The 23,251-nt window shown below is 65.9% G+C and carries 22 protein-coding genes; 12 read left to right on the plus strand and 10 right to left on the minus strand.

The window, feature by feature from the left end; all coding sequences use genetic code 11:
• Positions 1 to 66 precede the first annotated feature (66 nt).
• The 6 genes from HGB41_RS19880 to hutC form a co-directional block, all read right to left on the minus strand.
• Positions 67 to 1,788 (minus strand): ArnT family glycosyltransferase, encoded by a 1,722-nt coding sequence (locus tag HGB41_RS19880; protein WP_171087691.1) that lies wholly within the window; start codon positions 1,786 to 1,788, stop codon positions 67 to 69.
• A gap of 129 nt (positions 1,789 to 1,917) precedes the next feature.
• Positions 1,918 to 2,187 carry a type B 50S ribosomal protein L31 gene (locus tag HGB41_RS19885; RefSeq protein WP_171087693.1) on the minus strand — a complete coding sequence of 90 codons (270 nt, stop codon included), beginning with the start codon at positions 2,185 to 2,187 and terminating at the stop codon, positions 1,918 to 1,920.
• Between the two features lie 435 nt (positions 2,188 to 2,622).
• Positions 2,623 to 3,885 (minus strand): transcription termination factor Rho, encoded by a 1,263-nt coding sequence (gene rho / locus HGB41_RS19890; protein ID WP_171087695.1) that lies wholly within the window; start codon positions 3,883 to 3,885, stop codon positions 2,623 to 2,625.
• A 264-nt stretch (positions 3,886 to 4,149) separates the two neighbouring features.
• Positions 4,150 to 4,476 carry a thioredoxin TrxA gene (trxA, locus tag HGB41_RS19895; RefSeq protein WP_171087765.1) on the minus strand — a complete coding sequence of 109 codons (327 nt, stop codon included), beginning with the start codon at positions 4,474 to 4,476 and terminating at the stop codon, positions 4,150 to 4,152.
• A gap of 241 nt (positions 4,477 to 4,717) precedes the next feature.
• On the minus strand, positions 4,718 to 5,122 hold the full coding sequence (locus HGB41_RS19900; RefSeq protein ID WP_229423129.1) for a response regulator: 405 nt from the start codon (positions 5,120 to 5,122) through the stop codon (positions 4,718 to 4,720).
• Positions 5,123 to 5,239: 117 nt separating this feature from the next.
• Complete coding sequence (gene hutC, locus HGB41_RS19905) at positions 5,240 to 5,956, minus strand: histidine utilization transcriptional repressor HutC (RefSeq protein WP_171087698.1); 717 nt, start codon at positions 5,954 to 5,956, stop codon at positions 5,240 to 5,242.
• Positions 5,957 to 6,097: 141 nt separating this feature from the next.
• On the opposite strand from hutC, the gene ada reads away from it, so the two are divergent.
• The 9 genes from ada (at position 6,098) to hutI (ending at position 17,106) form a co-directional block, all read left to right on the plus strand.
• On the plus strand, positions 6,098 to 7,162 hold the full coding sequence (gene ada / locus HGB41_RS19910) for a bifunctional DNA-binding transcriptional regulator/O6-methylguanine-DNA methyltransferase Ada (RefSeq protein ID WP_371868559.1): 1,065 nt from the start codon (positions 6,098 to 6,100) through the stop codon (positions 7,160 to 7,162).
• Positions 7,159 to 7,848 carry a 2OG-Fe(II) oxygenase gene (locus tag HGB41_RS19915; protein ID WP_171087700.1) on the plus strand — a complete coding sequence of 230 codons (690 nt, stop codon included), beginning with the start codon at positions 7,159 to 7,161 and terminating at the stop codon, positions 7,846 to 7,848. The genes ada and HGB41_RS19915 overlap by 4 nt, the downstream gene beginning before the upstream one ends.
• An 89-nt stretch (positions 7,849 to 7,937) precedes the next feature.
• A complete protein-coding gene (locus HGB41_RS19920) occupies positions 7,938 to 9,617 on the plus strand; it encodes an amidohydrolase (protein ID WP_171087702.1) in 1,680 nt (559 codons plus the stop codon).
• A gap of 205 nt (positions 9,618 to 9,822) precedes the next feature.
• Positions 9,823 to 11,526, plus strand: a complete 1,704-nt coding sequence (gene hutU, locus HGB41_RS19925; protein ID WP_171087704.1) for a urocanate hydratase — start codon at positions 9,823 to 9,825, stop codon at positions 11,524 to 11,526.
• Positions 11,527 to 11,538: 12 nt separating this feature from the next.
• Positions 11,539 to 13,104, plus strand: a complete 1,566-nt coding sequence (hutH, locus tag HGB41_RS19930) for a histidine ammonia-lyase (protein ID WP_171087706.1) — start codon at positions 11,539 to 11,541, stop codon at positions 13,102 to 13,104.
• 34 nt (positions 13,105 to 13,138) lie between these two features.
• Entirely contained in the window at positions 13,139 to 13,927 is a 789-nt protein-coding gene (gene hutG, locus HGB41_RS19935) for an N-formylglutamate deformylase (RefSeq protein ID WP_171087708.1), read from the plus strand.
• Positions 13,924 to 15,291, plus strand: a complete 1,368-nt coding sequence (locus HGB41_RS19940; RefSeq protein WP_171087710.1) for a formimidoylglutamate deiminase — start codon at positions 13,924 to 13,926, stop codon at positions 15,289 to 15,291. Before hutG ends, HGB41_RS19940 begins: the two co-directional genes overlap by 4 nt.
• Positions 15,288 to 15,890 carry a HutD/Ves family protein gene (locus HGB41_RS19945; RefSeq protein ID WP_171087712.1) on the plus strand — a complete coding sequence of 201 codons (603 nt, stop codon included), beginning with the start codon at positions 15,288 to 15,290 and terminating at the stop codon, positions 15,888 to 15,890. The genes HGB41_RS19940 and HGB41_RS19945 overlap by 4 nt, the downstream gene beginning before the upstream one ends.
• Positions 15,883 to 17,106 (plus strand): imidazolonepropionase, encoded by a 1,224-nt coding sequence (hutI, locus tag HGB41_RS19950; protein WP_171087714.1) that lies wholly within the window; start codon positions 15,883 to 15,885, stop codon positions 17,104 to 17,106. Before HGB41_RS19945 ends, hutI begins: the two co-directional genes overlap by 8 nt.
• A 285-nt stretch (positions 17,107 to 17,391) precedes the next feature.
• Here the strand turns inward: hutI and HGB41_RS19955 are convergent, their stop codons facing one another.
• From HGB41_RS19955 to HGB41_RS19970, 4 genes are all read right to left on the minus strand, one after another.
• Positions 17,392 to 17,880 carry a GNAT family N-acetyltransferase gene (locus HGB41_RS19955; protein ID WP_171087716.1) on the minus strand — a complete coding sequence of 163 codons (489 nt, stop codon included), beginning with the start codon at positions 17,878 to 17,880 and terminating at the stop codon, positions 17,392 to 17,394.
• Positions 17,877 to 18,815 carry a DMT family transporter gene (locus HGB41_RS19960; RefSeq protein ID WP_171087718.1) on the minus strand — a complete coding sequence of 313 codons (939 nt, stop codon included), beginning with the start codon at positions 18,813 to 18,815 and terminating at the stop codon, positions 17,877 to 17,879. The genes HGB41_RS19955 and HGB41_RS19960 overlap by 4 nt, the downstream gene beginning before the upstream one ends.
• Before the next feature lie 206 nt (positions 18,816 to 19,021).
• On the minus strand, positions 19,022 to 19,468 hold the full coding sequence (locus HGB41_RS19965) for an Mpo1 family 2-hydroxy fatty acid dioxygenase (RefSeq protein ID WP_171087720.1): 447 nt from the start codon (positions 19,466 to 19,468) through the stop codon (positions 19,022 to 19,024).
• A 55-nt stretch (positions 19,469 to 19,523) separates the two neighbouring features.
• Positions 19,524 to 20,483, minus strand: a complete 960-nt coding sequence (locus HGB41_RS19970; protein WP_171087723.1) for a LysR family transcriptional regulator — start codon at positions 20,481 to 20,483, stop codon at positions 19,524 to 19,526.
• Between the two features lie 136 nt (positions 20,484 to 20,619).
• Here HGB41_RS19970 and HGB41_RS19975 point away from each other — a divergent pair, with 136 nt between their 5' ends.
• The 3 genes from HGB41_RS19975 to HGB41_RS19985 all read left to right on the plus strand — a co-directional run bounded on the left by HGB41_RS19975 (position 20,620) and on the right by HGB41_RS19985 (position 23,247).
• Positions 20,620 to 20,835: a hypothetical protein gene (locus tag HGB41_RS19975; RefSeq protein WP_171087725.1), complete on the plus strand. Its 216-nt coding sequence runs from the start codon at positions 20,620 to 20,622 to the stop codon at positions 20,833 to 20,835.
• Positions 20,832 to 21,671: an alpha/beta hydrolase gene (locus HGB41_RS19980; RefSeq protein WP_171087727.1), complete on the plus strand. Its 840-nt coding sequence runs from the start codon at positions 20,832 to 20,834 to the stop codon at positions 21,669 to 21,671. The genes HGB41_RS19975 and HGB41_RS19980 overlap by 4 nt, the downstream gene beginning before the upstream one ends.
• A 364-nt stretch (positions 21,672 to 22,035) precedes the next feature.
• Entirely contained in the window at positions 22,036 to 23,247 is a 1,212-nt protein-coding gene (locus HGB41_RS19985) for an efflux RND transporter periplasmic adaptor subunit (RefSeq protein ID WP_171087730.1), read from the plus strand.
• Positions 23,248 to 23,251 lie beyond the last annotated feature (4 nt).

Below are 23,251 nucleotides of genomic sequence, written 5' to 3' on the forward strand. Positions count from 1 at the left end.
GGAATCGTGCCAGAAAAGCAAAAGCCGCCGGCCTGGCGGCGGGCAGCTTGTCAAACGGAGGAAAACTCAGCGGCTGCGGCGGAACAGGCGGAAGCGTTCGTCGCGATCGGAGGCGCGCCGGCCCTCCCACAGTACGGTGGCGCCGCGCACGCCGTAGCGGCGCGCCAGGTCATTGTCGTCGCGGTTCCGGATGCTGTCCTGGAGCAGCACGTAGTTGCAATCGCCACCGGCCAGGCCGGCGAAGGGCAGGCGGCCGAAGAAGGCGAACGAGGCGCGCTGGGCCGGGCCGACATTGGTGTCGATGCAGCCGGCGTCGGCCGGGAGGCGCGCCGCGATCTGCTGGGCCACGCCGGCGTAGCTCTTGCTGTAGTTCAGGTCCGGCAGGAACAGGGTCATCAGGAGCACCCACACCAGGATCAGGCCGCTCGACGACAGCACCACTGCGCGCCACAGCACGGAAGGCTGGCGCGACAGGCGCCAGTGGACCAGCATGATCCAGCCGATGCTGGCTGCGGCCGCCACCAGGAAGGCGATGATGCCGACTTCCGGCTTGAAGCCGGGCACCAGCTTGAGTGCATTCTTGGCCAGCTGGGCCGGCCAGCCGGTGAGCTTGGCGATCCAGAACAGCCAGATCAGCGCGCCGAGGATGGTCAGCACCATCACCGAGAACCAGTCGATTGCATTGATGGTGCCGCGCTTCATGGTCGGCAAACCAAAAGCGGCCATCAGCGCCAGCGGCGCGAGCATCTTGAGGAAGTCGCCGTTTTCCGGTTCCGGGTCGCACAGCATCAGCAGCGCCAGCGCCACGAAGAACATCACCGGCATCACGATGTGCAGCAGGTGCTGCTGGCGGCGCCAGGCCCAGATCGCCCACAGGGCGAACGGCCAGGCCGGCCAGAAGAACCACACGCCGATGCGGAAGAATCCCTTCAGCGAGGTCAAGCCCGGCAGGGCGACCTGGGCCGCGTTCCAGGCCAGCCAGTCGCCCACCGGCGACAGGCCGAAGGGCTGGACCAGCGTGGCGGGCAGGATCCAGGCCAGGGTGATAAGAAATCCGACACCTGCCGCCAGCCCCAGGTGGCGCAGGGTGGCTGCGGTTTGCAGCTTGAGGTAGCGGGTGCAGGCGAACAGGGCCAGCACCAGCACCACCGGCGGCATGATGCCGCGCGTGAGCGCCAGCGCGCCCAGCGACAGGCCGACCAGTACGGCATTGCGGGTAGTGGCGCTCTCGACATAGCGCACCGCGCGGTACAGGAAAAAGGCGAGCAGGGCACCCTGCAGGGTGGCGGACAACGTCAGGTGGCTCTGCACCAGCAGGCCAAGGCAGCCGAGATAGATCAGGACGGCGGTATCGCCCAGGGTGCGGCCGTAGTCGTCCGGCTCGGGCTGGCCGCCGAAGGCCAGGCGCAGCGGCTGGGCCTCGGCGCGGCGGCCGAGGTGGAATGCGGTGTACCAGAGCGACATGGCGCCGGTAACAAAAATGCCGATGGTCGAGACCCGCGCGGCCAGCACGTCGCCCAGGATCCAGCCGAACAGCTTGATGCACAGCGCGCCGAGCCAGAAGGCCAGCGGGCCTTCCTGGGTGGCCGCGAGGCCGGCGATGTTGGGGTAGAGCCAGTCGTGCAAGCCGCCATGCGCCATCGTCCACATGATGCCGAAGGGGCCTGCGTCTTCCTTCCACGGGTCGCGGCCGATCAGGCCCGGCAGGATGTACAGCATGCCCAGCGCGAGCAGGGCCCAGCGGGGCAGCGCTAGCGTAGCGGCGGCGGGAAGGCGGACGGGTTTCATCGGGTAGTCAGTTGCAGGATGAGAATAGTCGCGTAGTATAGCCGCGAAAAAAAAGAAGCCGGTGAACCGGCTTCTTCTCTGGCAACGCCGGGCGCAGCGGCCCGGGTGTGCATGTCGTGCTTGGGCGAATTAGCCGTTGGCGACGGCGGTCTTCGAACCGACAGCACCGAACTTCTGGCGGAACTTCTCGACGCGGCCAGCGGTGTCGACGATCTTGTGCTTGCCGGTGAAGAACGGGTGCGATTCAGCCGAGACTTCGATCTTGATCAGCGGGTATTCTTTACCTTCGTGCTGGATCGTTTCGCGGGTGTTGATGGTCGAACGGGTCACGAACTTGAAGTCGCACGACAGGTCGTGGAACACAACTTCACGGTAATTTGGGTGGATATCGGTCTTCATGGTATTGCCTTCTAAGAGTTGGTAGCCAAACTGCACTTCGTCGGTCGTCCTGCTTCTTGACCCGATTGCCGATCACTTGCCAGGGGTTGAATACTGCTGAACCCACGATTATAAAACGGTTGCGCTGCCAAGGCAACTCGTGGGGTGGGCGGCTCTGCCCGTGTGTCGGAATTTCGGCGGCCCCGATGCCGCCCGCCCGTTCAACGAACGGCTGGGCGGCGCGGCTGTGCGCAGGATGGTTGAACGCGCGAGCGGCGCCGAAGTGTGCGATGAATCACGCCATCGGGTGGAGCCGCCCACCCTACGGAACCGAAGCCAGGTCATCCCGGCGCAGGCCGGGATCCAAGTTTGCCGCCCGGCCCGTATCGCATTCATCCCACGTTCCAATAAAAAAGCGGCCCGAAGGCCGCCTCTCGCGCGATGCTGCGTCGGCTCTTAGCCGCCGCGGCGCATCATGTCAAAGAATTCGACATTGTTCTTGGTCGCGCGCATCTTGTCGAGGATGAACTCCATCGCTTCGATCTCGTCCATCGAGTACAGCAGCTTGCGCAGGATCCAGATTTTTTGCAGCTGATCCGGCTTGATCAGAAGTTCTTCGCGGCGGGTACCCGACTTGTTCAGGTTGATCGCCGGGTAGACGCGCTTCTCGGCCAGGCGGCGCTCGAGGTGCACTTCCATGTTGCCGGTACCCTTGAATTCTTCGTAGATCACGTCGTCCATGCGCGAGCCGGTTTCGATCAGGGCGGTCGCGATGATGGTCAGCGAGCCGCCTTCTTCGACGTTACGGGCGGCGCCGAAGAAGCGTTTCGGACGCTGCAGCGCGTTGGCGTCGACACCACCGGTCAGCACCTTGCCCGAAGCCGGGATCACGGTGTTGTAGGCGCGCGCCAGGCGGGTGATCGAATCGAGCAGGATGATCACGTCTTTCTTCATCTCGACCAGGCGCTTGGCTTTTTCCAGCACCATCTCGGCAACCTGCACGTGGCGGGTGGCCGGTTCGTCGAAGGTCGATGCGACGACTTCGCCGCGCACCGAACGCTGCATCTCGGTCACTTCTTCCGGACGCTCATCGATCAGCAGCACGATCAGGGTGCAGTCGGGATGGTTGGCGGTAATCGCGTGGGCGATATGCTGCAGGATGACCGACTTGCCCGACTTTGGCGAAGCCACCAGCAGGCCGCGCTGGCCCTTGCCGATCGGCGAAATCAGGTCGATGATGCGGCCGGTGATATTTTCCTGGCCGTTCATGTCGCGCTCGAGGCGCAGCGGCTCGTTCGGGTGCAGCGGCGTCAGGTTTTCGAACAGGATGCGGTGCTTCGAAGCTTCCGGCGATTCGCCGTTGACCTTGTCCACCTTGACCAGCGCGAAGTAGCGCTCGCCGTCTTTCGGCGTACGCACTTCACCTTCGATCGAGTCACCCGTATGCAAGTTGAACCGGCGGATCTGCGACGGCGAGATGTAGATGTCGTCGGTCGAGGCCATGTAGCTGGCGTCGGGCGAGCGCAGGAAGCCGAAGCCGTCCGGCAGCACTTCGAGGGCGCCATCGCCGAAAATCTGTTCGCCGCTCTTGGCGCGCTTCTTCAGGATCGCGAACATCAGTTCCTGTTTGCGCAGGCGTGCTGCGTTGTCGATGTCGAGGCCGATAGCCATCTCCAGCAGCGCGGAGACGTGCATTGCCTTCAGTTCAGATAAATGCATGTTTGTGTGGGTGTCCCGTGACGGGAAAGTAAAGGTAGGGGAGGGAACGACGTGGGTTCGTTAAACTGCGTCAGTTGGGAAGCAACGGAGCCGAGGCTTCCCGACGATGACGGCAACGCGGGCGCGCTGCCGTCGCTAAGAGCTTGTAAAAAATTCCTCCATGGCTGCGTTGCATTCGTCTCGCCGTACTAGCGTACTGGCTTCGCGGTCCGCCGCAGCGGCGATGCGCCTTGCCCTGAAGGTTTTTTCACAAACTTTATGGTATCAGATGTTGCTGTCGATAAACTGGGTCAATTGACCCTTGGCCATTGCGCCAACTTTTTGGGCAGCCGCGACACCGTTCTTGAACAGGATCAGGGTCGGGATGCCGCGGATGCCGAACTTGGCCGGTACTGCCTGGTTCGCGTCGACATCCACTTTAGCGATGATCAGCTTGCCTTCGTATTCTTTTGCGATTTCTTCCAGGATAGGTGCAATCATCTTGCACGGACCGCACCACTCGGCCCAGAAGTCTACCAAAACCGGAAGCTCGGACTTGAGCACTTCGGTATCGAAGTTTGCATCGCTGATGTGTTTAATGTTTTCGCTCATAGGTTCCTCAAAAGAGGTAAGGATCAATTAACGCCTGGCGGCCAATGCCGATCCTGCGTCGTCCCGGCCGCCTTCCGTGCATCGCTTATCGCGCATTGCCACTGAATGACTAACCGCTACACAATGGTGGAGGCACTGTGTGCACAATTCAATATGGAAGGACGGCAAGGGGGTGTCAGGCGGGGATGTGCCGAATAATACCCCATTTTTTTAAAAAGTGTGGGCAGGTTTGTACAAAATCTTAACATTGCACCGCACGGCGCAGCTCCTCGGCAGCGACCGGCTTGCGGAAGGCGCCCGTCACCTGAAGCCCGAGGGCGCGCGCCAGGCCGGTGGCCGCGTCGCGCACGCCGTCTTCCAGCGCAGACACCACGATCACCCGGCCGTTGTATCCCTGGCCGGCCGCGGCCTGCAGGAATTCGATGCCATCCATGTCGGGCATTGCCAGGTCGCAGATCACGAGGTCTGGCGCATGGCGCGGCAGCTCGGCCAGCGCACTGCGCGCATCGAACTCGACGTGCACGTCGAAGGGACCGAAGCCGTCCAGCATGTCGCGCAGCACCGCCAGCATGAAGCGGTCGTCGTCGAGCAGCAGCACGCGCTGGGGCGCGGCAGCGTGCAGCGAGGACGAAAGGGCTGGCATCATGAGTGGAAAAGAACGATGGGATGGACCGCAACCATTATGGCGAAGTTTTCCACTCCCGTGGAATTATTGAACAACTAGTGTTGCGCGAGAGTTGCTCGAAAGTCGCGCAGCCGGCGCTCAAACGCTGCCGGTGAAACGCGCCAGGTGGCCCGGGTGCCACATCGTCGCCACCGAGGCCACCCGTCCGCCGGAAGTGGTGCGGCGGTGCAGCACCAGGCAGGGCAGGCCGGCCTCGATGGTCAGCATGGCGGCGATCACGCCGGGCGCCGGCTGGGCTTCGATGCCGTAGGTGGCGCCCTGCAGCGGCGCGGCCACCATCAGGTGTTCGTTCGGCGTGATGGTGCTGAAATCCTGTTCCAGGTAGCTTGGCGCGCAGGCCGGGTTGACCCAGCGGTCTTCCACCTGGATCGGCACGTCGTTCTCGAAGTGGACGATGATCGAGTGGTAGAGCCGGGTACCTGGGGCCAGCTCGAACTCGGCGGACAGCGCGTCGTCGCAGGTTTCCTCGCGCAGCAGGCGCAGGTGGCTGCGGTGGGCGCGCCCGCGCGAACGAATCTCGTCGGCGATGTTGCGGATCTCGACCAGCGTGGCCTGGTATTTTTGTGGGGCCACATACGTGCCCGACCCCTGGCGCCGCGTCAGCACACCCTCGGCAGTGAGCTCGCGCACCGCGCGGTTGACGGTCATGCGCGAGACCCCGAACTGGCGCACCAGCGCCTGCTCGGAGGGCACCAGGTCGCCTTCTTTCCAGCGCGCGGCCGCGATCTCGCCCACCAGGAAATCCTTGATGCGCTGGAAAATGGGAGTGCTGTCTTGCGCGATACGTTCTTCCAAACTACTCTCCGAAATGAGGCGCTGCGGCCAGGCATGCCATGATCATCGATTCTAGCACCGCAATTCGAAAGCAAGACCCGGAGTGCCGGGGGCGCAGCGGAGGTTTAGGCTGTCTCCATCGCCCCTCACCTGGAATCCACCATGAACGCCATGACCAGCATCTACGACAGTGACGACGCACGCTGGGCCGCCGTGCAGCGGCGCGACCCGGACGCCGACGGCCAGTTCTATTATTCAGTGCGCACGACCGGCATCTACTGCCGGCCCTCCTGCCCGTCGCGCGGCGCCTTGCGCGCCAACGTCGCCTTCCATGCCAGCTGCGCCGCTGCGGAAAGCCAGGGCTTCCGTGCCTGCCAGCGCTGTCATCCGACCCTGCCGCCGTTGGCCGAACGCCAGGCGCAGGCGGTGGCGCGCGCCTGCCGGCTGATCGACGAAGCCGAAGATGTGCCCGACCTCGACACCCTGGCGCAGGCAGTGGGCATGAGCCGCTTCCACTTCCACCGCGTGTTCAAGGCGCAGACCGGCATCACGCCGAAGGCCTATGCCAGCGCGCGCCGCACCGCGCGCCTGCAGCAGGGACTGGCCGGGGCGCCCAGCATCACCGATGCGCTCTACGATGCCGGCTATGGATCGAGCGGCCGCTTCTATGAAGCCAGCGCCGGCGAGCTGGGCATGACGCCGGGGCGCTACCGCGCGGGCGGACAGGGCGAGACCATTCGCTTCGCGGTGGGCGCCTGTTCGCTCGGCGCGATCCTGGTGGCGGCGACCAGCCGCGGCATCTGCGCGATCCTGATCGGCGACGAGCCGGAGCCGCTGGTGCGCGATTTGCAGGAGCGCTTCCCGCAGGCCGAACTAGCGGGCGCGGAGCCTGAATTCGAACGCACGGTGGCGCAGGTGGTGGGTTTGGTCGAGGCGCCGCGCCTCGGGCTCGACCTGCCGCTCGACGTGCGCGGCACCGCCTTCCAGCGCCGCGTGTGGGAAGCCCTGCGCGCGGTGCCGGCCGGCTCCACCGTCAGCTATGCCGAACTGGCCGAGCGCATCGGCTTGCCGCTAGGCGCCCGCGCCGTGGCCGGCGCCTGCGCGGCGAACCCGGTGGCAGTGGCGATTCCCTGCCACCGCGTGGTGCGCCTTGACGGCGCGCTGTCCGGCTACCGCTGGGGCGTGGAGCGCAAGCGCACGCTGCTCGAGCGCGAGGCGGGCCAATGATAGACGTGGACTGGGAGCGCGTTGCCGGCGAGCTCGATGCCTTCGGCTGCGCGCTCATTCCCGGGCTGCTCCGGCATGCGGACTGCATGGCGGCGGCGGCGTTGTACGACCGGCCCGCGCTGTTCCGCAGCCGGGTGCTGATGCAGCAGCACGGGTTCGGGCGCGGCCAGTACCAGTATTTTGCCTATCCGCTGCCGGCGCCGCTGGCTGCGCTGCGCACTGCGCTGTATCCGCCGCTGGCAGGGATCGCCAACCGCTGGCACGAGCTGCTCGGGATCGACACGCGCTTCCCGGCCGATCACGAAGCCTACCTGGCGCGCTGCCATGCGGCCGGGCAGGTGAAGCCGACCCCGCTGCTGCTGCGCTACCGCGAGGGCGACTACAACTGCCTGCACCAGGATTTATATGGCGAGCTGGTATTCCCATTGCAGGTGGCGGTGCTGCTGTCGACACCCGGCGTGGATTTCGAAGGCGGCGAATTCGTCCTGACCGAGCAGCGCCCGCGCATGCAGTCGCGCGCCGAAGTGGTGCCGCTCGGGCAGGGCGACGCGGTCGTGTTCGCGGTCAATCATCGGCCGGTGCAGGGCACGCGCGGCGTCTACCGCGTGGCGATGCGCCATGGCGTCAGCCGCCTGCGCAGCGGCACCCGGCATACGCTGGGGATCATCTTCCACGACGCCCTCTGAGCGCTTCTCCCGCTGCTCCCATTCCTATACACTTCTCCGTGCCACGCCCACAAGGCGTCGAACCCATTCAACACGGAGAAAAAAAGCCTATGCGCGCGCGCCGGATCCCCCTGTCTTCCCTGATTGTCCTTGCCGGCCTCGGCGTCCTTGGTGTGGCGACATCGGCCCATGCCGACACCGTCATCACCAACGCCAACGGCTACACCCTCAACAGCAAGGGCGAGCTGGTGCAGTTCAGCGCGCTGGCCTACGACGACAAGGGCCGCATTACCGCCGTCGGCACTGCCGCCGAGGTCGCGGCAAAAGCAAAGGGCGCGCGCCAGGTCGACATGGGCGGGCGCACCGTGCTGCCGGGCCTGATCGACGCCCACGGCCACGTGTTCGGCCTGGGCCAGCAGCTGACCCAGCTCGACCTGTCGAGTACCACCTCGCTGGCGGATGCGACCCGTGCCATCGCCACCTATGCGCGCTCGAATGCGGGCCTGGCCTGGATCCGCGGCCGCGGCTGGAACCAGGAAAACTGGAAGCTGGGCCGCTTCCCGATCGCTGCCGATCTCGATCCGGTCGAATCAAGCCGCCCGGTATGGCTGGAGCGCGTCGACGGCCACGCGGGCTGGGCCAACAGCCGCACGCTGGCGCTGGCCGGCATCACCAAGTCGACGCCGGATCCGGCCGGCGGCAAGATCATGCGCGACGCGAACGGCGAAGCGACCGGCGTGCTGGTCGACGCCGCGCAGGAACTGGTGACCAAGGTCATGCCGGCGCAGACCGAAGCCGAGGGCCGCACGATGCTCGATCGCTCGTTGCAGGAGCTGGCGCGGGTCGGCCTCACCGCCGTGCACGATGCCGGCGTCGGCGTGGCGGAAGACCGCCTGTACCGCGACTACGCCGACAACAAGAAGCTGACCGCACGCGTCTACGGCATGATCGGCGGCACCGACAAGGATTTTGACCAGTTGGCAAAAAACGGGCCGCTGCGCGATTATGCGGACGGCATGTACGCGCTGCGCGCCGTGAAGCTGTATTCCGACGGCGCCCTGGGCAGCCGCGGCGCGGCGCTCATCAAGCCGTACAGCGACGAGGCGCACTCGCACGGCCTGCTGTTCTTCAAGACCGCGCAGATGGACGCCATGATGACCAAGGCCATGCGCAAGGGCTACCAGGTCAACGTGCACGCCATCGGCGACGCCGGCAACAAGCAGATCCTCGACATCTACAAGAAGGAAGTCGGTGCGACGAAGAGCGGCGCCCAGCGCCACCGCATCGAGCACGCCCAGGTCGTGGCGCTCGAGGACATCCCGCGCTTCAAGTCGCTCGGCATCATCCCGTCGATGCAGCCGACCCACGCGACCTCCGACAAGAACATGGCCGAGACCCGCGTCGGTCGGGAACGCATCAAGGGCGCCTACGCCTGGCGCAGCTTCCTGCACCAGGGCTCGCGCATCGCCTGCGGTTCCGACTTCCCGGTGGAGTCGCCGAATCCCTTCTTCGGCATCCACGCGGCGGTGACCCGCATGGACGCCGCCGGCCAGCCGGTGGCCGGCTGGTACCCGAACCAGGCGATGTCGCTGAAGGAAGCCTTCCGCTGCTTCACGCTGGACGCAGCCTACGCGGGCCACCAGGAAAACACCCTGGGCTCGCTGGAGCCGGGCAAGCACGCCGACTTCATCGTGATCGACCGCGATTTGTTCCGCATGCCGACGTATGACATCCACAAGACCGGCGTGCTGGAGACGTGGGTCGCGGGTAAGCAGGTGTTCAAAAAGTAATCGACATCCCGTAGGGTGGGCGGCTTCGCCGCCCACGCGTTCAAACATCGTATGAAACGCCGATCCGTTTGATCACCCGCCGATTGAACGCGCGGGCGGGAAACCCGCCCACCCTACGAAGAGCATCAACGCAAGCACCACCAAAACCGGTTGACTTGGTTGTATAGACAACCTAGACTTCATCGCACTTCCATTAGGAGCCGCCATGACCCAGCCAACGTCCACAGACCCGCGCTTCGACCCGACGCGCTCCATCCGCGCCCCGCGCGGCACCGAACTTTCCTGCAAGAGCTGGCTCACCGAAGCCGCCTACCGCATGATCCAGAATAACCTCGACGCCGAGGTCGCGGAAAACCCGCAGGCGCTGGTGGTCTACGGCGGCATCGGCCGCGCCGCGCGCAACTGGGAATGCTACGACCAGATCCTGGCTTCGCTGCGCGAACTCGAAGACAACGAAACCCTGCTCATCCAGTCCGGCAAGCCGGTCGGCGTGTTCCGCACCCACCCGGACGCGCCGCGGGTGCTGCTGGCGAATTCCAACCTGGTGCCGAAATGGGCCAACTGGGAACACTTCAATGAGCTGGACCGCAAGGGGCTGTTCATGTACGGCCAGATGACCGCCGGCAGCTGGATTTATATCGGCACCCAGGGCATCGTGCAGGGCACCTACGAGACCTTTGCCGAAGCCGGCCGCCAGCACTTCGGCGGCGACATGGCGGGCCGCTGGGTCCTGACTGCAGGCCTGGGCGGCATGGGCGGCGCCCAGCCGCTGGCCGCGACCTTTGCGGGCGCGGTATCGCTCACGGTCGAATGCCAGCAAACCAGCATCGACTTCCGCCTGCGCACCCGCTACCTCGACAAGCAGGCGAAGGACATCGACGAAGCGCTGGCCATGATCAAGGACGCAGTCGAGAAACGCGAAGCCGTCTCCATCGGCCTGCTCGGCAATGCCGCCGACGTGCTGCCGGAACTGGTGCGCCGCGCGCAAGCGGGCGGCATCAAGCCGGACCTGGTCACCGACCAGACCTCGGCGCACGACCTGATCAACGGTTACCTGCCGAGCGGCTGGACGGTGGAAGAATGGAAGGCCGCCCAGCAGGATCCGGCCCAGCATGCGCGCCTGAAGAGCGCGGCCGCGGCATCCTGCGCGACGCACGTGCGCGCCATCCTCGACTTCAAGGCGATGGGCTGCCACGCGGTCGACTACGGCAACAACATCCGCCAGGTGGCGAAAGACGAAGGCGTCGAGAATGCCTTCGACTTCCCCGGCTTCGTGCCGGCCTATATCCGTCCCCAGTTCTGCGAGGGCCGCGGCCCGTTCCGCTGGGTGGCGCTGTCGGGCGACCCGGAAGATATCTATAAAACCGACGCCAAGATCAAGGAGCTGTTTCCGCATCACGCGCAGGTGCACCGCTGGCTCGACATGGCGCGCGAGCGCATCGCCTTCCAGGGCCTGCCGGCGCGCATCTGCTGGCTGGGACTGGGCGAGCGCCACATCGCCGGCCTCGCCTTCAACGAGATGGTGCGCACGGGCGAACTGAAGGCGCCGATCGTGATCGGCCGCGACCACCTGGATACCGGCTCGGTCGCCAGCCCGAACCGCGAAACCGAAGCCATGCGCGACGGCACCGATGCAGTGTCCGACTGGCCGCTGCTCAATGCGCTGCTGAACACCGCCGGCGGCGCCACCTGGGTCTCGCTGCACCACGGCGGTGGCGTGGGCATGGGCTATTCGCAGCACTCCGGCGTGGTGATCGTGGCCGACGGCACCGACGCCGCCGCCGAACGCCTGGCGCGCGTGCTGGTGAACGACAGCGGTTCGGGCGTGATGCGCCATGCCGATGCCGGCTACGAAACCGCGATCGACACGGCCAAGCGCAACGGCCTGAACCTCCCGATGATCAAGTAAGGCAGTAACGATATGAACGAATCGAACCACGGCATCAACCTGAATCCTGGCCAGCTGGCCTTGAGCGACCTGCGCGCGGTCTGGGCCGGCCATGCGCCGCTGACCCTTGCCTCCACCGCCTGGCCGGCGATCAAGGCCTCGCTCGCCCTGGTCGATGCCATCGTCGCCAAGGGCGACCCGGCCTACGGCATCAACACCGGCTTCGGCATCCTGGCCAAGGCCCATATCCCGAACGACCAGCTGGCTACCCTGCAGCGCAACCTGATCCTGTCGCATGCGGTCGGCACCGGCCCGCTCATCGAGGACAACATCGTGCGCCTGATCGTGCTGACCAAGATCGGCAGCCTGGCGCGCGGCTATTCGGGCGTGCGCCCGGTGATCATCGAAACCCTGATCGCGCTATACAACGCGGGCATCATGCCGGCCATTCCCTGCCAGGGCTCGGTCGGCGCTTCGGGCGACCTGGCGCCGCTGGCCCACATGACGCTCGCCATGCTCGGCGTGGGGCCGGTGCGTTACAAAGGCGAGATTGTCGAGGCGAGTGAGGCTTTGAACGCCGCCGGCATCGAACCGGTGACCCTGGTCGCCAAGGAAGGCCTGGCCCTGATCAACGGCACCCAGGTCTCGACCGCGCTGGCCCTGCACGGCCTGTTCATGGCCGAACGCGTGCTGGAAGCGGGCATGGTGGCCGGCTCGCTGTCGCTCGACGCCGCCCGCGGCAGCGATGCCCCGTTCGACGCGCGCATACACGCGGTGCGCGGCCAGCCGGGCCAGATCACCGCCGCCGGCATCTACCGCGAACTGGTGGCGGGCAGCGCCATCCGCGCCTCGCACCTGGTGGGCGACGAGCGCGTGCAGGACCCGTACAGCCTGCGCTGCCAGCCGCAAGTCATGGGCGCGGCGATGGACATCATCGCCAACGCCGGCCGCACTTTGCTGATCGAAGCCAATGCCGTGACCGACAACCCGCTGCTGTTCCCGGCGGGGCCGGATGTTGCCGCGTCCGGCGACATCCTCTCCGGCGGCAACTTCCACGCCGAGCCGGTGGCCTTTGCCGCCGACACGCTGGCCCTGGCGATTGCCGAGATCGGCGCGCTGTCCGAGCGCCGCATCGCGCTGCTGATCGATGCCAACCTGTCCGGCCTGCCGGCCTTCCTGGTGCGCGAGCCGGGCCTGAATTCCGGCTTCATGATCGCCCACGTCACTGCGGCCGCGCTGGCGTCGGAAAACAAGTCGCTGGCCCATCCGGCCAGCGTCGACAGCCTGCCGACCTCGGCCAACCAGGAAGACCATGTCAGCATGGCCACCTTCGCGGCGCGCCGTCTGGACCAGATGGCGCACAATACGTCGGTGATCGTGGGAATCGAGCTGCTGGCCGCGGCGCAGGGCATCGAATTCCACCGCCCCTTGAGGACGTCGACCCACCTCGAGCACGTGCATGCCCAGCTGCGCGAGAAGGTTGCCCCGTATGACGCGGACCGCTTCTTCGCCCCGGACATCGAGGCTGCGCGCAGGATGGTGGTGAACGGCGAGCTGTCGGCATCAATCAAGGAACTGTTTGTAGCATTACACCCATAAGCACCGACCCTTCACAATCTACCCAGGAGAGGCAATGGATTTTCGGTTCAAGGCAGGCAGGCTTCCGGTGCTCGTGTCGATGCCCCATGCGGGCACCGACATCCCGGACGAGGTAGCGAGCACGATGGCGCCCTGCGCCGCTGCGCGCGCGGACACCGACTGGCACCTGCCCGAACTGTACGGCTTCCTGGAAGAGATGGGCGTGTCGACCATCTCGGCGCGCTGGTCGCGCTACCTGATCGACCTGAACCGCCCGCCCGAGAACACCAATCTCTACCCGGGCATGGATACCACCGGGCTGTGCCCGGTCGACACCTTCGGACGCGAAAGCCTCTACTTGCCGGGCAGGGCGCCGGACGAAGCCGAGGTGCAGCGCCGCCTGCAGCACTACTGGATGCCCTACCACGTCCAGCTGCGCGCGGAACTCGACCGCCTGAAGGCCGAGTTCGGCCGCGTGGTGCTATGCGACGCCCACTCGATCGCCTCCACCGTGCCGCGCTTCTTCGAAGGCCGCCTGCCCGACCTGAACTTCGGCACCGCCGACGGCACGTCCTGCGCGCCGGGCCTGGAACAGGCGGTGGTGGGCCTGGCCCGTGCGCAGGACCGTTTCAGCATGGCCGTCAACGGCCGCTTCAAGGGTGGCCACATCACCCGCAAATACGGCCAGCCGCACGATAACGTGCACGCGATCCAGCTCGAGATGTGCCAGTGCCTGTATATGAACGAAGCGGCGCCTTTCGACTACCGTCCCGATGTGGCGGCTGAAGTGCAGCCGCTGCTGCGCGCCATGATCGGCTCCGCCGCCGAATGGGTGCGCACATGAGGGCCTTGTTTGCCCGCCATGCGTTGCTCCCACAGGGGTGGCAGCGCGACGTGCTGCTCGAATGGGACGTGCACGGCGACCTGACCCGGGTGGTGCCCCAGGCCGCGCCGCCGCTGGGCGTCGCGCGCGCCGACTACGTGGTGCCGGGCATGGTCAACCTGCACTCGCACGCCTTCCAGCGCGCGCTGGGCGGGCTTACCGAGCGTGCCGGCGAGGGTCCGGACAGCTTCTGGACCTGGCGCGACCTGATGTACCGCTTCGCCGCCCGCATCACGCCGGAACAGATCGAGGCCATCGCCGCCCAGCTGTTCGTCGAATGCCTGCGCCACGGCTATACCTCGCTGTGCGAATTCCACTACCTGCAGCGCGGTCCGGATGGGGAAACCTATGCCCGCCCGGCCGAAACCGCCGAGCGGGTCGCAGCCGCCGGCCATGCCACCGGCATGGGGCTGACCCTGCTGCCGGTGCTGTACAGCCACGCCGGCTTCGGCGAACAGCCCCTGCGCGCAGAGCAGCGGCGCTTCCGCACCGGTGTCGACGACATTCTCGGCATCGTCGATGCGCTGGGCGCCCTGCGCGGCCCCCAGCTCGAAGTCGGCGCCGCGCCACATTCGCTGCGCGCGGCGACCATCCGGCAGGTGCGCGAGCTGGCCGCCGGACTGCCTGCGGGACGTCCGCTGCACATCCATATCGCCGAGCAGCAGGCCGAAGTCGACCAGAGCATCGCCTTTGCCGGGCGGCGTCCGGTCGAATACCTGATGGAGCAGGTCGCCGTGGACGAACGCTGGTGCCTGGTGCATGCCACCCACTTGAACGACGAAGAAGTGCGCGCGCTGGCCGCTAGCGGCGCGGTGGCCGGCCTGTGCCCGACCACCGAAGCCAACCTCGGCGACGGCCTGTTCCCGCTGCAGCCTTTCATCGAGGCCGGCGGGCGCTTCGGCATCGGCAGCGACAGCCACGTGTCGCAAAGCCCGGTCGAAGAATTGCGCTGGCTGGAATACGGCCAGCGCCTTAGGCACCAGCGCCGCAATATCGCGTCCACACCCGAACAGCGCGACATCGGCCAGTACTTGTGGCAAGCTGCGTTGCGCGGCGGTGCGCAAGCCACCGGCCGCAAGGTCGGCGCGCTGGAAGAAGGCCGGCGTGCCGACCTGCTGGTGCTGGACGGGACCCATCCGAACCTGGATGGCGTGGCGGACGAGGATGTCCTCGGCCGCTTCCTGTTCTGCGGTAACGATAACCTGGTGCGCGACGTGCTGTGCGGCGGGCGCTGGGTGGTGCAGGCAGGCCGCCACATGGCGCAGGACGCGATCGCGCAGCGCTACCGACAAGCCGTTCATGAATTACGCGAGGTGAGCCAATGACCGTACTGATTCCATTCGCAGGTCTGACCCCGGTTCCGTGGAAAAACGGCGGCGGCAGCACGACCGAAATCGCCATCGGCCCGCCGGATTCCGGGTTCGAGGATTTCGACTGGCGTGTCAGCCTGGCCACCATCGAGAAGGACGGCACCTTCTCGCAGTTCCCGGGCGTCGACCGCACGCTGGCGCTGGTGGAAGGCCACGGCATGCTGCTTGACATCGACGGCGATCCGGTGCTGGTTACCGACGGCGATCCGGTGATCGCCTTCGACGGCAGCTCGAACGTCACGGCGAAGCTGAGCCGCGGCGGCAGCACCGACTTCAATGCGATGACGCGCAGCGACCGCTGCTACCACACCTTCGGGCGGCGCCGGCTCACCGGCATCTCCACGTTTGTTGCGCGCGCCGACATCACCGTGCTGTTCCTGGCCGAAGGCGAAGCGCTGGAGCTGCGCAACGAAAAAGAGCGCATCGGCCTTGTGCGCTTCGATGCCGTGGTGCTCGAAGCGGGCTCGGTCTGGAAGCTGGAGGCAGGGCAGGCGATGATTTATATCGTCGACGTCTACTACCACAGCGAAGAGGACGAAGAGTCGTATGAGTAAGGTGGTGGACCTGCTGTTCACCAACGTGCGCCTGGCGACGATGGTGGAAGGCTACGGCGAGATGCAGGATGCCGCGCTCGCCGTCAAGGATGGCCGCATCGCCTGGCTGGGCGCGCGCAGCGATGCGCCGGCGGCAAGCGCTGAACACGACTGCGGCGGCATGTGGATGACGCCGGGCCTGGTCGACTGCCACACCCACATCGTCCACGCCGGCAACCGCAGCAACGAATGGGAGGCGCGCCTGAACGGCGCCACCTACGAAGACATCGCGCGCCAGGGCGGCGGCATCATGTCCACGGTGCGCGCCACTCGCCAGGCCGATGTCGAGGCGCTGCTGGCGCAAAGCCTGCCGCGCGTGGCGCAGCTCCTGTCCGAAGGCGTGACCACCATCGAGATCAAGTCAGGCTATGGCCTGGAGCTGGCGGCCGAAGGGTGCATGCTGCGCGCCGCACGCCAGGTGGCGCAGCGCCTGCCGGTGCGTGTCGCCACCACTTTCCTGGGCGCCCATGCGCTGCCGCCGGAATTCGCCGGCCGGCCCGAGGCCTATGTCGATGAATTATGCGAACGGATGCTGCCGCAGCTGGCGGAACAGGGGCTGGTCGATGCGGTGGACGCTTTCTGCGAGCGCATCGGTTTCAGCTATGCCCAGACCGAACGCCTGTTCGCCGCCGCGCGCACGCTCGGGCTGCCGGTCAAGCTGCATGCCGAGCAGCTATCCGACCAGGGCGGCGCCGAACTCGTCGCGCGCTATGGCGGCCTGTCGGCCGACCACCTCGAACACCTGACGCCAGAAGGCATCGACGCCATGGCACGCGCCGGCACGGTGGCGGTGCTGCTGCCGGGTGCTTACTACTTCCTGCGCGAGACCGTGCCGCCACCCATCGCCGCACTGCGCGAGGCCGGTGTGCCGATGGCCGTGGCCACCGACTGCAATCCCGGCACCTCGCCGATGTCCTCCCTGCTGCTGGCGATGAACATGGCGTGTACGCTGTGGCGCCTGACGCCGCAGGAAGCGCTGCAGGGAGCTACCACCCAGGCTGCGCGTGCGCTCGGTCTCCAGAGCGAGATCGGGACGCTCGAAGTAGGGAAGGTGGCCGACCTGGCCCTGTGGGACATCGCCCGTCCGGCCGACCTGGCCTATGCAATGGGCTTCAATCCCTGCCGCGCCGTGGTGAACGGCGGCGTGCTGCGTCCGGCGCATATCTCAGCCGCTTGACGCCTGTTTGATGCGCCGCGCAGATGGCTGCGGCGCGTATTCGTCACGCATGCTCCACTAATCTTCGGCTGACCTTGCTTTTCTTGATTGGCGTCAAGCCGCCAGATTCCAGCTCGGGAATTATTACTTAAACGGTCGCAATAATAGTAACCGCCGGTAAAGATTAATCCCGGATTAAGGAAGCACACTTATAGTCTAGCTGTGTGTTTCACTATCTCCCCTCCCCATTTGTAAAAATGGGTTCGCCCACGGCGCCCTCCAGGCCCGTGGGTTTTTCTTTGTGCTTCAGCTTTGGCGTTCGGCCATGGCGGTGAGGGTGTCGCCGGTCAGGCGGCAGATGCGCCAGTCGGGCATGACGTCCGCGCCCATCGACTTGTAGAACTGGATGGCCGGCTCGTTCCAGTCCAGTACCGACCATTCGAAGCGGCCGCACTCGCGTTCGACCGCGATCTGCGCCAGGCGGGCCAGCATCTTCGTGCCGTAACCATTGCCGCGGTGCGACTGCAGCACGTAGAGGTCTTCCAGGTACAGGCCCTTCTTCGTGAGGAAGGTCGAGAAATTGTGGAAGAACAGGGCGAAGCAGACGACCTCGCCGTTCTCTTCGCCGACGATGGCTTCGCACGACGGGCGCGCGCCGAACAGGCCTTCGTGCAGCAGGGCTTCAGTGGATGCCACGAGGTGTTCGAGTTTCTCGAATACGGCCAGCTCCAGGATCATGGCCTGGATGTGGACGACATCTAGTGGCGTGGCAGGGCGGATGGCAAATTGGGTCATGGGGTTTCGATGGCGTTGTTCAGGTTTGCGGATTGCACCGGTTTCGCTGCGGGCGCGCGCAGGGCCCAGGCCACGCTGGCCAGGCACAGGATCATGCCGGCGAATTCGACCGGGCCGGGACGGTAGCCCTCGAGCTGGATCGAGAGCAGCACCGACAGCACCGGCGTGACGACGCCGATATACACGGTCTTCTGCGCACCGATGCGGTTGATGAGGGTGAAGTAGGCGAAGAAGGCGATCACCGAACCGAAGATCGACAGGTAGACCAGCCCACCCCAATACGTCGCGCTGGAAGGTAGCACGAAGCTGTCGCCATGGAGCAGCGACCACACGGTGACCAGCGACGCACCCCACAGCATCGACCAGGCCATGGTGAGCGGCAGGTTCGAGCACTCCTGCTGCACCTTGCTGACCACGATGCTGCCGGCCGAACTGGCGATGGTCGCCACCAGCGCCAGGATCACGCCGGCGATGAATTTGGCGCTGCCCCCTGCTTGGTAATCGTTCCAGGCGGTAGTGAGCGAATGCGAGAACAGCAGCACGACGCCGGCGATGGCCACCACGCCGCATGCGATCGTGCGTGTCGAGATGCCGGTACCGAAGAACAGGCGGCTCAGGAGCGGCGTCCAGAACACCATCAGGGCGAACATCACGGCCACCAGCCCCGACACCACGTACTGCTCGGATTCGTAGGTGCAGAGGTAGGAGATGCAGAAGGTCAGTACGCCCTGCAGCGCGATCCAGCCGTGGGTGCGCAGCGGAAGCGCCAGGCGGTCGCGCCGTACGATGCAGATGATGAACAGCGTGGCCGCGGCAAGGAAGAAGCGGTAAGCCACCGACACGGCGGGCGGGGCTTCTCCCAGCTGCAGGGTGATGGCAAAGAAGGTCGAGCCCCAGATCAGCGAGGCGACGGTAAAGAGGACGGAAGAGGGCATCGCGGGAGTATACGTGCTTAGCCGGTTTCCCGCACGGCGCGATGCTATGGGGCGCCGCGTTTCTCGTCCGGCCCAAACCGCGATGCGGCCCGCCTTTGTAGGGTGGGCGGGTTCCCCGCCCGCGCGTTCAACGAACGCTAAACAACCACGGTGCGTCTTTGCGGACGTGATTTGAACGCGCGGGCGGGAGACCCGCCCGCCCTACGTTAATAGGCGAGCTTGAAGCGCCGATACAGGAAGCTCAAAACAAACAGGGGCCCGATCAACAGGAACCGCAGGTCGTCAAAAAACGACGGCTTCTTCCCCTCGATCTTGTGCCCGATGAACTGCCCGATCCACGACACGACGAAGACCGCAATCGACACCGGCAGCACCGTCATCGCCGGCATCAGCGCCAAAATCCCCAACATCACGGCGCTCATCACGCCCATCCCGATCGCAAACCCACGCGACAGCTTGGTGTAGTAATAGAGCGAGCCAAGCGTGACGGCCACCGCCACCACCGGATGGATCGCCCACAGGATCCCCAGCAGGCTGAAGACGATCAGCGGGATGCACACGAAGTGGATGATCTCGTTGGTGTGGTCCTGGTGGCTGTCGCCATAGCGCGCCAGCAAAATGTCGATGTTACGGGGTTGCGAGCTGTAGTCCATGCTTGTCTCCGGCATTGTTGTGGCCTGCTTTCGAGCAGGCCCTTTTCGCCCGATTCTACACCGTCTCCAGCACGGTGGCACTGCTGGCCACCACCGCTTTCGGCGCCTGCAGCCGCAAATTCGGATGCCCCGCAAACAGCTCGGACACCCATTCCACGAACACCCGCACCTTGGCCGACAGGTGGCGGTTCTGCGGATAGACGATGTGCACCGGAAGCGGGTCGATGCTCCAATCGGGCAGGACCTGGACCATGCGCCCGGCCGTGATGTGCTCGATCAGCAGGTAGTCGGTCATCATGATCACGCCCAGCCCGGCCAGGCCCGCCTGCACATAGGCGTTCGAATCGTTCAGGGCGATGGCGCCGGGCAGTGCCACCTCGATGCGCTCGCCGTCGCGGGTGAAATCCCAGTTGAGGATCTTGCCGGTCTTGGCCGAGAAATAGTTGACGCAGCGGTGGCGCTCGAGGTCGCGCGGGTGCTGCGGCATCCCGTGGCGTTCGAGATAGGCGGGCGAGGCACAGGTGACGAAATTGATCACGCCGATGCGGCGCGCGATCAGGTTCTGGTCCAGCAGTTCGCCGCCGCGCACCGCGCAGTCGACGCCTTCCTCGACCAGGTCGATCACGCGGTCGGTGCTGCCCAGCTCCATCGTGATGTCCGGATAGCGCTCGAAGAAGGCGGGCAGGGCGGGTATCAGGATTTCCGACGACAGCCCGGTGGGCGAATCGACGCGCAGGCGCCCGCTCGGGCTAAGCCGGTGGCGCGACAGAGATTCCTCGGCGTCGCGCACGTCCGACAGGATCTGGATGCAGCGCTCGTAATAGGCGGCGCCGTCGGAGGTGATCATCACCTGCCGCGTCGTGCGGTGCAGCAGCTTGACCGAGAGCGTGGTCTCGAGCGTCTGGACCAGGGTCGAGACCGTGGCCTTGGGCAGGTTCAGCATCTCGGCCGCCTTGGTAAAGCTGCCGCAGTCGACGACCTGGATGAAGACTTCCATGGCCTGGAGCTTGTTCATGTTGGACTCCTTTGTCCAGTTTGATGCGATTGTTCGGAAATCTGAACAATCAATTCGATATTGCCATCTTTATCCGATTGTAGATGAAGACTATATTGTGTGCATCGCAGCAAAAAGTAAACACATGGAGCAGCTCATGAGCATCCGGAACTCACTCTTCAACACGGTCACCGTCGCCCTCGGCGGGCTGGCACTCGCGGGCCTGCTGGGAACCGACGTCTATTCGCAGGCCGCCGGCGCCGAAGCGCGCGGCCTGAAGGCGCTCTCGCTGCAGGTGGAGATGAGTTGCGACGACTGCCCTGATGGCGATGCGAACCGCCTGGCGCTGGCGCCAAACCGGAGCCAGCCATGAGCGCAGTGCTGGAACAGGCCAGCGCAGTCGTGGTGCGCGAGCTCGAAGTGGGCGGCGCCCAGGGCCCGTTGGCCGCCCGCCTGTACCTGAAAAACGCGGTCGGCGCCCAGGTCAAGCGCGACACGCTGATCGTGTTCTTCCATGGCGGCGGTTTTGTCGACGGCGACCTGCAGGAAGCCGACGAATTCCTGCGCCACCTGGCCGAATGCAATGACGAGCGCGTGGTGCTGGCCTCGAACTACACGCTCGCCACCGTCAGCCCGTTCCCGGCCGCGGTGGAAGATGCCCACGCCGTGCTGCTGTGGACCACGAAGAACAAGGCGAAGCTTGGCTGGACCGGCAAGAAGCTGGTGGTGGCCGGCATCGAGGCCGGCGCCAACCTGGCCGCCGTGTGCGCCCTGATGGCGCGCGACCGCGCCGCGCCCAAGCTGGCCGGCCAGATCCTGATCATGCCGATGCTCGACCCTGGCTTGTCCACCGGCTCGATGCGCCAGCTGAACGGCTGCCCGGACCGCGAAAAGCTGAGCACCGATTGCGCCGCCGCCTACCGCGGCTACCTGCCGCATGCGGCCGACCGCGCGCACCCGTACGCTTCGCCACTGCGTTCGACGCGGTTGAAGAACCTGCCGCCGGCCCTGATCCTGTCCGCCGAAGACGATCCATTGTGCGACGAGGCCGAACAATACGGCGCCAAACTGATTAACGCCGGCGTGCGCACGACGGTGCGTCGCATGCCGCCGGCCCCGCTGCAAGACCCGAACGGGCGCAATGAATGTGCATGCAAGGTGCACGCGCTCGCGGAGATGGCGACCTTCCTTGCCGGACTGGATCGCTGACCGGCCAGCACCAGCTTTAACCCTTAGCGCCTCCCCAACCACCGTGCCTTCCAGGCGCGGGGAGGCCCCGTTTTTCCCAAAATTCGCCGCCTCGCGCGGCGTGAGGGACCCATTTCAAGAAAGAGGTGAGCCATGAACAAGGCATCTGCACCCCGCGGCATCGACGCCGGCCACCTCGGCGCCATGCGCTGCCGATGTCGGGGCTAGGTCCCGCATCCTGACCTGACCCGCAGCGGTCGGTCCACTCACCAGTAACGAATCCGGCATCCGCGCCTTCAGGCGCGGAGGGGCCCCCTTTTCCCCGTTTTCTGCTCGCGCCCTCGGCGAGCGACGTTTTTGTCTCCACACATAAGAAAGGTTCATCATGAATAACCACCAACAACGCAAGGGCAGCGTACGAATCCTGGTGGCTGCGCTCGCAGCCGCGGGCCTGGCAGGCGCCATGCTCACCGGCTGCGCCGACGCCAACAGCAAGGCCGAACCTGCCGCCGCGCCAGCCGGGCCGCCGGTCTCCGCGGCAGTTGTGTTCGAGAAGCCGGTCGCGGAAACGCAGGAGTTCTCGGGCCGCCTGGAAGCCATCGAAGTGGTCGAGATCCGCCCGCGCGTCAGTGGCTACATCACCGCCGTCAATTTCAAGCCGGGCGCCGAAGTCAAGAAGGGCGACCTGCTGTTCGTGATCGATCCGCGTCCCTACCAGGCCGAAGCCGACCGCGCCGGCGCCGCCGCGAATGCCGCCCGTGCCCGTGCCGACCTGGCCCGCCTGGAACTGCAGCGCGCCGAACGGCTGCTGGCCGACAAGGCCATCGCCCAGCGTGAATTCGACGAGAAATCCGCGGGCCAGAAGGAACTCGACGCCAGCGCCCGCGCCGCCCAGGCGCAGCATGAAGCGGCGCGCCTGAACCTGGCCTACACCCGGGTGACCGCGCCGATCGACGGCCGCGTCTCGAAAGCCGAGATCACCCTCGGCAACCTGGTCGACGCAACGGCGGTACTGACCTCGGTCGTCTCGCTCGATCGCATCTACGCCAGCTTCGACGGCGACGAAGAAACCTACCTGCGCGTCGGCACCCGTGCCCAGCGCGGCCAGCCGGCTGTCGTGAAAGTGGGCCTGACGAATGAAGAAGGCTTCCCGCACGAAGGCAAGCTCGAATTCGTCGACAACCAGCTCGACGCCACTACCGGCAGCGTGCGCATGCGCGCCACCCTGGCAAACCCGGACCGCCTGCTGGCGCCCGGCCTGTTCGCCCGCATCCAGGTGGGCAGCGGCGTCGCCGGCAATGCGGTGGTGATCAACGAGCGCGCCGTCGGCACCGACCAGAGCCGCAAGTACGTGGTGGTGGTCGGTGCCGACAGCAAGGCCGAGTACCGCCCGGTCACGCTCGGTCCCGTGGTGGACGGCATGCGCGTGGTGCGCAGCGGCCTGAAATCCGGCGAGAAGATCGTCGTCAACGGCCTGCAGCGCGTGCGCCCCGGCGCCCCGGTCACGGCGCAGATGGTGGCGATGGACGCCGATCCGACTGCAGCAGCGGCCAAGGGCGGAACCAAGGTCGCCCTGAACACGGCTGGCAAGGAGTAAGAAC

Origin of the sequence: Telluria aromaticivorans (assembly GCF_013003915.1) — a bacterium.
Classification (GTDB): Bacteria; Pseudomonadota; Gammaproteobacteria; order Burkholderiales; family Burkholderiaceae_D; genus Telluria; species Telluria aromaticivorans.